Consider the following 13,898-nt stretch of genomic DNA (forward strand, 5'->3'; position numbering starts at 1 on the left):
ATACATCAAGGTCACCATTTGGTGGCCTTTTTGTTTTGATCTGGCGCAGTAAATAGTAGATTTTGTTAGTATGTAGCACAGTATAGAGCAGTAAACTCTTTACATACCGAATCGAAACCGTACTATCACCGAGCAAACGTTTGCCCAACAATAATACTTGCTCCAACTCAGATTGTTTTTCAACACTACCTGCGAGTCACTTTAGGGATTATCCATGCAGTCAGATATTGAAATTTGCCGAAACACACCACTTTCTTCTATTGATGTTATTGCGGAAAAAGTAGGGTTACTACCCGAAGAATATGACACTCACGGGAAGCACAAAGCCAAAGTCCATCCAAAATGTTTGGAGCGGCTAAAAGAGAATGATAACGGTAAGCTTGTGCTTGTTACTGCGATCACTCCTACCCCACTTGGCGAAGGAAAAACCGTTACAACTGTCGGACTGGCGCAAGGTTTAGCTAAGCTTAGACAATCCGTTATCGCATGTATTAGACAACCTTCTATGGGGCCTGTATTCGGTATTAAAGGCGGTGCTGCTGGCGGTGGTTATTCCCAAGTTGCTCCAATGGAAGAACTGAACTTACACCTTACTGGTGACATCCATGCGGTGACGGCGGCGCATAATCTAGCTTCAGCCGCGCTTGATGCTCGCTTGTATCATGAACAACGCGAAGGCTATGATGCCTTTGAAGCACGTACTGGATTAAAGGCACTTAAAATCGATACGGCAAGCATTACTTGGAAACGAGTAATGGACCATAATGATCGTGCACTACGTAAAGTCAAAATTGGGTTAAATGAGCCAGGAAAAGTCATCAATGGATACGAACGCGACGAAGGGTTCGATATTTCTGCCGCGTCTGAGTTAATGGCTATCATTGCACTGGCTAAAGATTTAAAAGATTTACGTCAGCGTATTGGGAAAATTGTCGTAGCGTATGATTTGAACGGAAACCCGGTAACCACTGAGGATCTGCAAGTTGCAGGAGCAATGGCAGTGACATTAAAAGAGGCCATAGCACCGACACTGATGCAAACTCTGGAAGGTGTTCCTACGTTGATTCACGCAGGCCCGTTTGCAAACATCGCCCATGGAAATTCATCTATTATTGCCGACGATATCGCGCTAAAACTATCAAGTTACACTGTAACGGAGGCGGGGTTTGGCTCGGACATGGGATTTGAGAAAGCGTGTAACATTAAAGCTGCCGCCGCCAGCAAGGCGCCAGATTGTGTAGTGATAGTAGCGACATTACGCGGCCTCAAAGCAAATTCTGGACACTATGATTTACGACCAGGTATGGCCATTCCAGATTCCATTTTTAATCCAGACCAAGCAGCATTGGAAGCGGGATTTGAAAACTTAAAATGGCACATTAATAACGTTCATAAATATGGCATTCCAGCTGTTGTCGCTATTAACCAGTTCCCGCAAGATTGTGAGAAAGAGCTTAAAATACTTAAAGAGCTGGTTCAGCAATTTAATCCGGAAGTTAAAGTCGCTATCAGCACCGCTTTTGCGCAAGGCGGGCAAGGCACAACTCAGTTAGCTCAACATGTTATTGACGCTTGTACCCAGCCTACAGAGTTTCGTCCTTTATACAATAAAGAACAATCGTTACACGAAAAACTTATGGCTGTGTGTGAAGTTGGCTATGGTGCCGCCAATATAGAAATGAGTTCTCTTGCTACTGAACAGCTCAACCATTTTGAAAATCTAGGTTTTAACAACTTAGCGGTTTGCATAGCGAAAACTCCACTATCGATAACAACAGATTCCGCTGTCAAAGGTGCGCCGACAGGTTTTACAGTCCCTATCCGCGAGTTACGTCTGTGTGCTGGCGCTGGGTTTGTGTATGCGTTATCAGGCACGGTGATGACGATGCCAGGTTTGCCTGATAAACCTGCATTTATGAATTTAGACCTTGATGATGAAGGAAATATCGTCGGTCTCTCTTAGTGTAACGTCAACGTATAGTTGACTATAAAGGAAGCACGTTTAAAGAGTGAGTGGTTTACTTCTATATCCACTCACTTTGAACAGACGAAGAGGCGTGCTTGATTATCTTTATCTTACTGTTTTATCGTCACTTTACATTGTAAATCCATACTTATTTTCTCCCCTTCCCTATAATCTTGCGCCAATTTGATGCACGGCCTACTTGGCACTTCACTAATGTGGTGCAATTACCTTGCGATGAACTTTTAACCCCTTTGATTTTTAAAGAGATATTCTATGGCTCGAATCTTGTACTAAAGTTTGCAGTAGTAAACACATCAGCACATGCACTTTCAAAACCTCTGCGCTGTACACCACTTCCTCCTGGTTAGCACCGTTTTGATGCATGCAAAAAAGGGAAAGGGAATAATATGGAAGACGCACTCGCCGTAATTTTAGCTGGAGGGATGGGGTCTAGACTCAGCCCACTCACCGATGACAGAACCAAGCCAGCAGTACCTTTTGGCGGAAAGTATAGAATTATAGATTTCACACTAACCAACTGTTTACACTCAGGTTTACGTAAAATCCTTGTTTTGACCCAATACAAATCTCATTCACTTCAAAAACACTTGCGAGATGGTTGGTCGATATTCAATCCAGAGCTTGGCGAGTACATCACTGCGGTTCCACCTCAAATGCGCAAAGGTGGTGCATGGTATGAAGGAACCGCTGATGCGATTTATCACAACATGTGGTTACTATCGCGCAATGACGCGAAGTATGTGGTTGTGTTATCCGGCGATCATATCTATCGAATGGACTACGCCGCGATGCTTGAAGAGCATAAAGAGAAAGGTGCTAAGCTCACCGTTGCCTGTATGGATGTTCCCGTAGAGGATGCTTCAGCATTCGGGGTAATGGGCACCGCAGAAAACGGGCTAGTTACTTCATTTATAGAAAAACCAGAATGCCCACCTACCCTTCCAGGCAGTAAAACCAGAAGCCTCGTTTCCATGGGTATTTATATCTTTGACATGGATGTTTTAAAAGAAGCACTCGAAGATGACTCAAAACTCGATTCATCAAGCCATGACTTCGGAAAAGACATCATACCTAAGCTGATTGATACGGAATCCGTTTATGCTTATCAATTTTGTGGCAGTAAAGGGCGCGTTGATAAGGATTGCTACTGGCGCGACGTGGGTACCATTGATTCCTTCTATGAAGCGAATATGGATCTGCTAGAGCCAGTACCACCAATGAACCTATATCAATCCAATTGGGCGATTCGTACTTACGAGCCGCAGTTTCCACCAGCTCGTACCGTATCGTCAGCCACGGGCAATGAAGGTATTTTTATTAACTCCATCATTGCTACCGGTGTCATCAATTCTGGAGGCTCAGTACAGCATTCCATCATTTCCTCTAACGTACGTATTCAAGACAGTGCAACGGTTGTCGATTCCATCATTTTTGATGACGTAGAGGTCGGTGAAGGAAGTCAGTTGGTCAACTGCATAGTTGATAAACATGTTCGTATTCCGCCACATACTCAAATTGGCATCAACAAACTAGAAGATGCGAAGCGATTTAAAATCTCAGACAAAGGTATTGTCGTCATACCCGAAAGTTACCAATTCGATTAAACGACAAACCATCGCAACAAAAAAGCGCACGATSATSATCGTGCGCTTTTGTTTAAGTGCCTATTAACGTTAGGCTATAACAAATAATACATAATAATTAGATGTTACATACCGTTGACCAGCTACCATCTGTGCCCGGCTCAGCCGCTGTCCACCAGTTCGCTTGGTAAACCACACTGTTGTGGATGATCTTATCACCTTGGTTAGCGTGGCTTGGGTTACCAGCCCAATCCGTTTGTGGTAGAGCTGGGTATGTCACTAAACCTGTCGTATCACACGTACCTGGTTCAGTAGTACCACCATCACCCGAGCCTGCATTTAGGTCGCCAATTGGTAGTTCTGGCTGTTCAAACTTGAACGCAAACTCTTTACCACCAGAAATCACTGAGTAGTTAGCCGGACCAGAGATTGGTAGGTAGTAAACCATATCAAGCTCGTAAGTACCGCCCGCAGGTAAATCTTTCCAAGCAGGTAGAGAGAACGATACGCGGTGCATTACGCCATCTAAGCCACCGATGTTGTTTGCACGAGTATGTCCAGAAGCAATGACTTTCAAACCGCCACCTGATTGATCTTTCGCGTTATCAGGAGCTGATACTGGGATATCAAACTGGAATTCAGTACCACCAGGGATCGCTTGACCAGTGTTGTTCGTAAACGTGATCTTCGGATTAATTGGGTAGTTTTGGTCGCCAACCTTAAAGCCGCCAACGCTGACTGTAATGTCTACCGCTTCTGTTGGTGTCGGACCCGTCGCGACTTTATTACCGTAAGGTGTTGCAGACTTAAACTTGTCGTAGATAGCTTTGGTCATAGTGTTACCCATGTGGTACTCACCATTACCAGCTGCACAAGCTTGTTCAGTTGCATCTACTGCCGTACGATTACCATTTGCATCCAGTACGTAACAGTTGTAGTCACCTGCCAGTTCCCAGAACATAATACCGCCGATTTCTTTATCGATAACGTAATCAGCTTTCACTTCGATAGAAGCTTTATCTTCCGTAGATAGGAACACGCTCTTCTCTGCGTTCCACAACCAAGGCGCTACCGCAACGCTATCGTAATGACGAGTATATGTACCAACAAACTTATCCGAAGGATCGTTAACTGGATCAAGACCGTAAGCGGCTGCGTAAGAGCCCCAGATACCATTTTCTAGGTTCTTCGCATGCCACATTGGGTTAGAGCCAGCGCCCATTTCGTTGCCTTTAGGGTCTGTATCGTGCCACATGTTGTCGATACCAATAGCACCGTGACCACAGTTGTTCTTCTCGCCTTCACCGGTACCAGGTTGACACTCAGCTTGGTTTGGCAGTGCTGCTCGGCCCCACAGACCATTTTCACCACCAGTAACACCTTGCCAACCACGGGTGTAGTAAGGAACACCGATGTTGATACGACCTGCTGGCATAGAACCACGGAAATAGTGGTAAGCCCAGTCTGTGTTCAAGTAACCGATACCACCGTATGCAGCAGTGCCGTATACGTTCCACTGGGCTAGCTCCGAGTCTTTACCAGTATCGAATAATGCTGCGTTGTGACCAACGTGATCATTCCAAGCCCCATGCAAGTCGTAAGACATGATGTTTACGTAGTCTAGGTACTTAGTTACATCGAAGGTTTCCATGCCACGCAGTAGGTAACCTGAAGATGGTGCTGCGATAGTCAGCATATAATGAATGCCATCTTGCGCGGATGCCGCATCAAGTTTCTCACGCAATACTTTCATCAGCTCTTGGTAAGACGCCCATAGATACTGACGACGTGGTTCCATGAAATCTTTGTCGTAAGGGTTACCAGCACCTGCCATTGATGTCGGGTATTCATAGTCGATATCCAGGCCATCGAACTTGTACTGACGCATCATTTCAACGGCTGAAGTTGCGAACTTCTCGATGCCTGTATGGTTAATAGAACCGTCCGCATTCGTCGTCATGGTGTAGAAGCCACCATCAGCCACACGATCGCCATTCGTATCGAAGTGACCGCCCGTTTCAGCCCAACCACCGATAGAGATTAGCGTTTTAACATCATGTTTTTGCTTGTAAGTCGCGAGCGCACCAAAGTGACCTTTAAAGCCAAGAGCAGGATCTACCTCAACGCCAGGCCAAGTTTTACCCGTAGCAGGGTTGTTAGGGTCATTAACGTCACCAACGTTTACTTTACCATCAGAACCAATGCTCACAAACGCGTAGTTAATGTGAGTAAGTTGCTCCCAAGGAATATCTTTAACAAGGTAAGTCGATTGAGGGTCCTCACCTGCGCGCCAACTAGTAAAGTAACCAATCACACGACGTGGGTGATCGGCGCCCATTTTCTCGCGACCTTCTTCGTCATAAATAGAACAGTAAGGAACGTCTACACCCGTTGTTTGATACAAGCCATCAGGGCGACAGTTAGATGTCACCGCACCACCGTTTACCGTTAACGTCGCAAGTGCAGAATCTGCAGTTGCTCCGGCATCATCGGTTGCTCTCGCATAAACACTTAGCGAACCAGCTTGTGAAGGCGTTACATCAAGCGTGTATGGTGCAGTTGTTGCGGTGCCAGCTAGGACACCCGCCACATAGAAATCAACTTTAGCAACGGTGCCATCCGCATCTGCGGCATTCGCAGTCAGTGTGACGGAGCCACCCAAGTCAATAGAAGTCGCAGAAAGTGCAACATCCACTGTCGGCGCTTCGTTACCAGATTGTGCTGGTGCCACAGTTAACGTCACAGCGCTTGCTGTGCTTACTGCACCTGTATCGTCATACGCCTTAGTAGAGAATTCGTGCTGGCCTTCAGTCGCTGTCCATGACGCAGCATAAGGCGCAGACGTTGCCTGACCAACTAATACGCCATCAACAAAGAATTCTACTTTGCTAACAGTACCATCGGTATCAGCTGCATCTGCAGCTAGGTTAACAACATCCCCTGCAGTCACAGAAGCCGACGCAGAAGGCGATGTCAGAGTAACAGTCGGGACTTCATTCTGAGGTGGATCAACCGGTCCAGTGCCATCACATGCGCCAAGTGTTTCCCACTCGCCCCACTCACCAGATTGCGCTGGGTTACTGTTTTGCGTCCAGTAACGTGCTTTGTAAGCATTACCTTCATGTTGAACTTGGTCACCACCGTTATAAACTTTTGATGATTGCCAAGTTTCTAGAGGGGCACAGTCAACCGCTGCGTAGCTATTGAAGGCCATAAGACAAGAAGCGGTGAGAGTGCTTAGTGTGAACACGCTTTTCACTGCGTTGCCGTTTTTAAGGTGCATAATCGCTCTTCCTTAAGTTATTGTTAAAACAATACTAAATGCGCTAAACAAAGCGCACTTATACTTTTATTTCGACGTAAAATAACTTAAGTACAAGTTGGTGATTTCACACTATCTATTTACGAGTTTTCCACACCGCCTCGCAACAATCCACTAAATGCTTGCAACAACGTACCTATTATTTGGCACCAGTAACTAATTTTATAAATCAAATAAATATGTCACTCGCAAATTAATAAAAAAGGCAAAAAAAGTCGTTATTTTGAAATAAAGATCACTAAGCCTTTGTTGACCTTGGCGTTTCATTAAAATGTCGCTTGTACTCGCGACTAAACTGTGATGGGCTCGTGTACCCGACCAGTCTCGCGGCATCATTAACACGTCGCCCCTCCAACTGGATTAACTCGCGCGCTTTATTAAGTCGAACTTTCTTAATGTATTGCAACGGAGATTCAAGCGTGACATTGCGAAAAGCTTGATGGAAAGCAGACACACTCATATTGGCTTCTTCTGCCAATGTTTGTACGCTCAACTGTTCATGGTACGCTTGATGAACACGATTCAGTGCTTTAGCGACCCTCGCGTAAGAGCCTTCTTGGTGTGCTAAGTCAAATAAAACATACCCTTCTTTGCTTACCAAAGTGCGATAAACAATTTCCTCAAGAAGTAGATCACCGAGCATGACAACATCCAGCTCATTACACAACGCGCTCATTAGTCGCTTGCATGCATCCAGCATACCTTCGCTCATGTGTACCGATTTAAGGCCGCAACGGGTAGTGTCCAGGCACTTATTACTGAATTTCTCAGCCTCAAGTTTTTTAACGAGCTTATGAAGAAGCGTTGGCGAAATATCTATCGAGATGCCAAGTAAAGGCTCATTGTTTGTCGCAAACGCTTCGCACTCCAGGGGCATGGGAACTCCTACGACAAGGTAATCATCGGGCCCATATTGGACAGGTGTATCACCGATATGAATGTTCTTATGTCCTTGCCCTAAAACAATAATTCCAGACTGATAGACAAACGGCTGGCGATGATTTCCTTTGCTACTGCGATAAAACCATACGCCATCTATTGCGGTTTTCTTCATACCTTCTAAGTCATGCAGTCCCTGCTTTTCAACATATTGCTGCATGATATCTGCGAGAGTGTGCATTCGAGCGCTCCATCAATGACCAACGAGTTTGGTCTCTATTATCATTTCGTGCACTATACTTCCTCTCGACTTTAACTTTCTAGCTCAAGAGCATCAATTTTGTAGAAATAGGCAGATTATTTGCAGAAATCGACCTATTAACGAACGTTAATCAGGACTAATATGCACGTATTCAATCTCCTTTACTGGAAGCAAGAGGGCTAATAATGAACTTTTCTTATGTAAACCCAACCAAGATTTTCTTTGGTCAAAAACAAATCGCTGCAATCAAAGAAGCTATCCCATCCGACCAAAAAGTTTTAGTGGTATACGGCGGTGGCTCAATTAAAAAGAATGGCGTGTACGACCAAGTCTCAGAAGCACTAGAGGGACATGAATGGCTAGAGTTTTCTGGTGTTGAACCCAACCCAACCAAAGAGACGCTCGATAAAGCGGTCGCAATGGTAAAAGAACATGGTGTTGACTTTATTCTTGCTGTAGGTGGTGGTTCAGTCATTGATGGCTCTAAATACGTAGCAGCAGCATCTAAGTATGATGGTGATGGCTGGGATATCATGATTGGTAAACACCAAGTCACTGAAGCGACGCCTCTAGCTGCAATTTTGACACTGCCAGCAACAGGCTCAGAGTCAAACATGGGCGCAGTTATCACTAAAAAAGAAACTCAAGACAAACTTCCGTTCATGTCTCCAGCAGTACAGCCTAAATTTGCTGTGTTAGACCCGGATGTAATGAAAACATTGCCAGAACGCCAGCTTATCAACGGCATTGTTGACGCATGGGTGCACGTATGTGAGCAATACTTGACGCTTCCTACCGGCGCAATGGTTCAAGATGGTTATGCAGAAACACTGCTGAAAACCTTAAAAACACTCGGAGAACAGTTTGCCGAGCGAGACGACGATATGTGGCGCGCAAACTTAATGTGGTCTGCTAACCAAGCATTGAACGGGTTAATTGGTAGTGGCGTTCCACAAGACTGGGCGACACATATGATCGGCCATGAATTAACGGCTCTATGGGGCGTCGATCATGCACGTTCTCTTGCAATCGTCCAACCATCGCTACTTCGCAACCAAATGCAATTTAAACGTCCTAAGCTAGAGCAAATGGGTCGCAACGTATTTGGACTTGAAGCTGGAGACGACCTTGCTGAACGTACCATCGAAGCGATCGAAGCGTTTTATCATCAACTTGATGTCGCAACTAAGCTAGAAAACTATGGTGAAAGTCGTGAACAAGCGATCGATGCCATCATCGAACAACTCAACAAACACGGAATGACCGTTCTCGGTGAAAACCAAGCGATTACTCTTGAACGTAGTCGTGAAATTTTAGAACTCGCTGTTGCCTAACAGCAAAAACAGTTCACTGCCCTTTCTAGGGTTTAACGGTATTGTGACTTAACGGTCACAATACCGTTTTTTTATGCTATTTTGTAAGCTTCATCACGTTCAAATTCGGGAACTCCTCAAAATAACGATTAATCCCTACAAACTCATTGATCGTGTAGGTCAGTAAAGAGACAACTGTCTAGCTTTACACAAACAAAAATAAAATTGAATTCAAAGGTCTAACTTACTCATTTAATGGACCTTTTATTTGTTGTAGTTATTCACTACATTAGCTTGTCTGTTCGAGAATCCATTTTATGTGGCTAGTTGTTGTCGTATTAGCATTCATACATATCATCAGTATCCGTAAAGGTCCTAAGTGGGTCTTCTACGTATCCAAACCATTACCAGTGCTCTGTATGTTAGGAATTTTAATCCAGTCTCCTGCCTATCATATGCCATACACGCATTGGATTTTGGTTGGCTTATCGCTCTCGTTGCTTGGTGATCTACTATTAATGCTCCCTAGAGATAAGTTTATTACCGGATTAGTGCTCTTCTGCTCTGCCCATCTTTCCTATAGCTACGGTTTTACCATCATGTCCGCTTGGCATTTTACGCCTTGGCTCCCTATTGCTTTATTTGGACTCGGTGTATGTTTCTATTGGTTGTTTCGACCGGACCTTGGTCAAGAAAAGCTCCCGGTTGCCAGCTACATATTGGTATTGATGACCATGTGTTGGGCTGCTATCGAGTATTATTTGAGTGGAAAAACACAATCGTCCTCATTTGCAGTGCTCGGAAGCTTTATCTTCATCGTTTCTGGTACCGTCTTAGCTTTTGAACGCTTCGGGGGACGATCCGTATTTTCGCGACAAGTCGTCATGGTGACCTACTATTCCGCACAAACATTGATGGTGATGTCCGTTGTTGCCATCGTTGTTCGTTATCCGTATCTCAGTTGAACTGAATTATTAGTAATAGCCTCTGTGCCTAATTCTTAAAACATTACTTTATCAAGCACTAAAGTGAGCAGGTTCTTAATCTTAGAACCTGAATATAAGCTTGTTCTTAATGAAATAATGCGCACAACTTGCTATTGTAGAAGAATATTTTTCCTTTATAGCGTGCCCCTTTGAAAGAGAACACTCCTGTTGTTGAATTTAGCAACGTAAACAAGTGGTATGGCGATTACCACGCTCTAAAAGATATCAACTTCTCCGTACATTCTGGCGAGATCGTCGTGGTGTGTGGCCCTTCTGGTTCAGGAAAATCAACGCTCATTCGTTGCATCAACCATCTTGAATCGATTCAAGAAGGTCAACTTCATGTGTTTGACCAGCCTTCTCATGCAAAATCTCTCAAGCCCGGTAAAATCGGCATGGTGTTCCAGCACTTCCACCTTTTTCCTCATTTGACTGTACTGGACAACCTCACCTTAGCGCCGATTCGCACACTCAAATTGTCAAAACAAGAAGCTGAAAAACGCGCACGACATTACCTCAAGCGCGTCAATATTGAAGAGCAAGGGAGTAAGTATCCTATCCAGCTTTCTGGTGGTCAGCAGCAACGCGTCGCGATTGCCCGCTCCTTATGTATGAAACCGGATTTGCTCCTGTTTGACGAACCAACTTCGGCACTTGATCCGGAAATGATCAATGAAGTGTTGGATGTCATGGTTGAGCTGGCACAAAGCGGAATGACGATGATTTGCGTCACGCACGAAATGGGATTTGCCAAAAAAGTAGCGAACCGCGTGGTATTTATGGATGAAGGCAAAATTGTGGAAATGAACTCACCGATCGCCTTATTTGAAACACCACAGCATCCACGAACCCAAGCATTTTTGAACCAAATTTTAAGTTACTGATGATAGTTCGCGTAATCAAACCCGTCCTTCAAGCTTTGCTGCAAATGATGCTCCTCTTCATCGCGATTGTGTGGGTGTTGGACTCTGGTGCCGATGCTATGGGCTATCAATGGCAATGGGAACGCGTGCCTGATTACATCGCTTTTTATGAAGATGGCGAATGGTGGCCAGCAGAACTTATTGATGGGCTATTGGTCACGCTTAACATCTCGGTCATCAGTCTATTCTTCACCTTAGTGTTGGGGTTGGTCACCGCGTTACTAAGGCTTAGCGATTCGAAAGTCGGCAATGTTATTAGCACCACTTATGTCGAGGTAATACGCAACACGCCGTTGTTGGTGCAAATCTATTTGCTCTACTTCGTGTTTGGCCCCGTGATTGGTTTGGACCGATTCAGTACCGCCGTTTTGGCATTGTCCCTTTTCCAAGGTGCCTACACTGCGGAAATATTCCGCGCAGGTTTAAACAGTATTCCTAAAGGGCAATTCGAAGCAGCACAAACACTCGGGTTATCACCGTTTTACACATACAAAGACGTGATTTTGCCTCAGGTTTTACAGCGCACATTACCGCCATTGACCAATGAAGTGGTTTCTTTGATCAAAAACTCTTCCATTGTAAGCGTGATGGCGATTTTTGATTTAACAACACAGGCACGCAACATCGTCTCAGAGACGGCGATGCCGTTCGAAATTTGGTTTACCGTGGCAGCAATTTATCTTGCTCTCACTCTATCACTTTCTGGCTTGTCTGCATGGCTAGAACACAAACTCGGAGCCAGTTGGCGCAAATTATAAGGAGATAACATGAAGTTATTCAAAGCGACCATTACTGCATTATTAGGGCTAGCCATCACTGCATTATTAGGGCTAGCCATCGCTATGCCTACAATCGCGAAAGAAGAAGCTGCCACACCCAACGTAGATCAAATCAAGGAACGAGGCACTTTGCGCGTTGGTATGTCAACATTTGTACCTTGGGCAATGCGCAACAAGCAAGGTGAGTTAATCGGTTTTGAAATCGATGTTGCCAAACGCTTAGCAGAAGATTCAGGTTTGAAAGTGGAATTTGTACCGACTGCGTGGGATGGCATTATTCCCGCACTACTGGCGAAAAAGTTCGACGTGATCATCGGTGGCATGTCGGTCACGCCCGAGCGTTCCAAAAGCGTGTTGTTTACTGAACCCTATTCACACTCCGGTGTTCAAGTAGCAGCAAATAAAAAACTGGCTTCTGGTTTTAGCGAGTTTTCGGACTTTGACTCACGACGCGTAAAAATAGCGGCCCGTCGCGGCGCATTCACCGTTCAAGTCGCCAGAGAAACCTTCCCGAAAGCGAAGATTCTGCAATTTGATGATGACGCTCAAGCGTTCCAAGAGGTGCTGAATGGTAACGCCCACGCGGTCATTGCTTCTAGCCCAAAACCAGAACATGAGACAGTGAAACACAGCGACAAACTATTCCTTCCATTCTCCGAGCGACTCTCAAAAGGTAACGAAGCCTTTGCGGTTCGCCTAGGAGAAGAAGATAAAAAAGCCTTTTTCAATAAATGGATTGAAGAAAGAACCCAAGATGGATGGTTAAAACAGCGTTATGAATACTGGTTCTCGACATTAGATTGGCAAGATCAAGTCGCGCGAGGCCAGTAATCTAAATGGCTCGTTGTCTTCGCGAGCCTATACTTTCCAATCATCCATTTTACTTTTTCATCATCTATCGGAGTCAAATTTTTGGGCGAACAAACCACCACTCGCACAGTACCCACTAATTCCAACACAGGTTCCTTTCTATCGCGGTTAAACACGCTAGATTGGGTACTTCTTATTATCTGTGGTATTGGTGGCGTTTGGCTGTACCATCGCTCCACTGTTGGTGTACATTATTTGTGGCAGTGGAAAGAGGCGTTTGAACTACTTTTTACGCCCAGAGCCGATGGTGGTTTGCCCTACTTCTTCCAAGGTTTGATTTCGACGTTAAGGCTCAGTATTTGGGGCATCAGCTTCGCGTTAGTGCTTGGCACGTTGCTAGGCTTAGCACGCTTCTCTCGCTCCGTTTGGTTGCGCACACCTGCAAACACATTTATCCAGTTGGTAAGAAACATCCCACCGTTGGTTTTTGTTTTTATTTTCTACTTTTTCATTTCTAACCAGTTGATCCCGTTACTCGGTTTAGAAGATATTCTACGAAACTATAACGGCGAACCAAATGCGCTACAGAGCTTTCTTTTTGGGCCTTATAACCTTTGGGAAAATCTTGCCTCTGGCGTGTTATGCGTCGGCCTACTCTCTTCTGCCTACGTTGCAGAAGTGGTGCGTGCAGGTTTACAAAGTATCGACCAAGGACAGTGGGAAGCGGCAGATTCATTGGGCTTGTCTCGGTGGGTGAAATACCGATTCGTTATTGCACCGCAAGTGCTCAAAGTCATCACCCCAGCACTTGCAGGTCAAACCATCTCTCTAGTGAAAGACACCTCTATCGTTTCACTGATCTCGATACAAGAAATGACGTTTGTTGGTACCGAAATGGCAAATTCATCAGGGTATATCTTTGAAATTTGGCTCATTGTCGGCCTTGCTTACTTTTTGATTTGTTTCGGGTTGTCACTTATTTTTCGCTACATTGAAGCAAAATCGGAATCCATTTCAAATTAACTCAACTGTATATGTAATTAGACACATTTGA

The 13,898-nt window shown here is 44.9% G+C and carries 10 protein-coding genes; 8 read left to right on the top strand and 2 right to left on the bottom strand.

Features of this window, described 5'->3' with window-relative positions; all coding sequences use genetic code 11:
* Positions 1-214: 214 nt before the first annotated feature.
* Positions 215-1,963, top strand: coding sequence for a formate--tetrahydrofolate ligase (locus R2S67_RS03990; protein ID WP_256952753.1), 1,749 nt, complete (start codon positions 215-217; stop codon positions 1,961-1,963).
* A gap of 410 nt (positions 1,964-2,373) precedes the next feature.
* Positions 2,374-3,591, top strand: a complete 1,218-nt coding sequence (gene glgC / locus R2S67_RS03995) for a glucose-1-phosphate adenylyltransferase (protein ID WP_006742254.1) — start codon at positions 2,374-2,376, stop codon at positions 3,589-3,591.
* Between the two features lie 97 nt (positions 3,592-3,688).
* On the opposite strand, the gene R2S67_RS04000 is transcribed toward glgC, so the two are convergent.
* Positions 3,689-6,853 (bottom strand): chitinase C-terminal domain-containing protein, encoded by a 3,165-nt coding sequence (locus R2S67_RS04000; RefSeq protein ID WP_317342382.1) that lies wholly within the window; start codon positions 6,851-6,853, stop codon positions 3,689-3,691.
* A gap of 277 nt (positions 6,854-7,130) precedes the next feature.
* On the bottom strand, positions 7,131-8,012 hold the full coding sequence (locus tag R2S67_RS04005; RefSeq protein ID WP_164665609.1) for an AraC family transcriptional regulator: 882 nt from the start codon (positions 8,010-8,012) through the stop codon (positions 7,131-7,133).
* 206 nt (positions 8,013-8,218) lie between these two features.
* Between R2S67_RS04005 and R2S67_RS04010 the strand changes: the two genes are divergently transcribed.
* The 6 genes from R2S67_RS04010 to R2S67_RS04035 all read left to right on the top strand — a co-directional run bounded on the left by R2S67_RS04010 (position 8,219) and on the right by R2S67_RS04035 (position 13,867).
* Entirely contained in the window at positions 8,219-9,367 is a 1,149-nt protein-coding gene (locus tag R2S67_RS04010; RefSeq protein WP_006742257.1) for an iron-containing alcohol dehydrogenase, read from the top strand.
* A gap of 296 nt (positions 9,368-9,663) precedes the next feature.
* Positions 9,664-10,311: a lysoplasmalogenase gene (locus R2S67_RS04015; protein WP_104972557.1), complete on the top strand. Its 648-nt coding sequence runs from the start codon at positions 9,664-9,666 to the stop codon at positions 10,309-10,311.
* A 170-nt stretch (positions 10,312-10,481) separates the two neighbouring features.
* A complete protein-coding gene (locus R2S67_RS04020) occupies positions 10,482-11,216 on the top strand; it encodes an amino acid ABC transporter ATP-binding protein (protein ID WP_317342383.1) in 735 nt (244 codons plus the stop codon).
* The gene (locus tag R2S67_RS04025) at positions 11,216-12,013 is read left to right on the top strand and encodes an amino acid ABC transporter permease (RefSeq protein WP_047008328.1); all 798 of its coding nucleotides are present in this window, start codon (positions 11,216-11,218) and stop codon (positions 12,011-12,013) included. Before R2S67_RS04020 ends, R2S67_RS04025 begins: the two co-directional genes overlap by 1 nt.
* A 9-nt stretch (positions 12,014-12,022) precedes the next feature.
* Positions 12,023-12,865, top strand: coding sequence for a transporter substrate-binding domain-containing protein (locus R2S67_RS04030; RefSeq protein WP_317342385.1), 843 nt, complete (start codon positions 12,023-12,025; stop codon positions 12,863-12,865).
* A gap of 81 nt (positions 12,866-12,946) precedes the next feature.
* Positions 12,947-13,867: an amino acid ABC transporter permease gene (locus R2S67_RS04035; RefSeq protein ID WP_053808447.1), complete on the top strand. Its 921-nt coding sequence runs from the start codon at positions 12,947-12,949 to the stop codon at positions 13,865-13,867.
* Positions 13,868-13,898: the final 31 nt, after the last annotated feature.

Source organism: Vibrio sp. T13N, from assembly GCF_032970445.1.
GTDB classification, from domain to species: domain Bacteria; phylum Pseudomonadota; class Gammaproteobacteria; order Enterobacterales; family Vibrionaceae; genus Vibrio; species Vibrio diabolicus.

Bases quoted from the DNA above. Each gene is read 5' to 3' on its own strand.
- R2S67_RS03990 (WP_256952753.1), top strand. From the start codon at position 215: ATGCAGTCAGATATTGAAATTTGCCGAAACACACCACTTTCTTCTATT.
- glgC (WP_006742254.1), top strand. From the start codon at position 2,374: ATGGAAGACGCACTCGCCGTAATTTTAGCTGGAGGGATGGGGTCTAGA.
- R2S67_RS04000 (WP_317342382.1), bottom strand. From the start codon at position 6,853: ATGCACCTTAAAAACGGCAACGCAGTGAAAAGCGTGTTCACACTAAGC.
- R2S67_RS04005 (WP_164665609.1), bottom strand. From the start codon at position 8,012: ATGCACACTCTCGCAGATATCATGCAGCAATATGTTGAAAAGCAGGGA.
- R2S67_RS04010 (WP_006742257.1), top strand. From the start codon at position 8,219: ATGAACTTTTCTTATGTAAACCCAACCAAGATTTTCTTTGGTCAAAAA.
- R2S67_RS04015 (WP_104972557.1), top strand. From the start codon at position 9,664: ATGTGGCTAGTTGTTGTCGTATTAGCATTCATACATATCATCAGTATC.
- R2S67_RS04025 (WP_047008328.1), top strand. From the start codon at position 11,216: ATGATAGTTCGCGTAATCAAACCCGTCCTTCAAGCTTTGCTGCAAATG.
- R2S67_RS04030 (WP_317342385.1), top strand. From the start codon at position 12,023: ATGAAGTTATTCAAAGCGACCATTACTGCATTATTAGGGCTAGCCATC.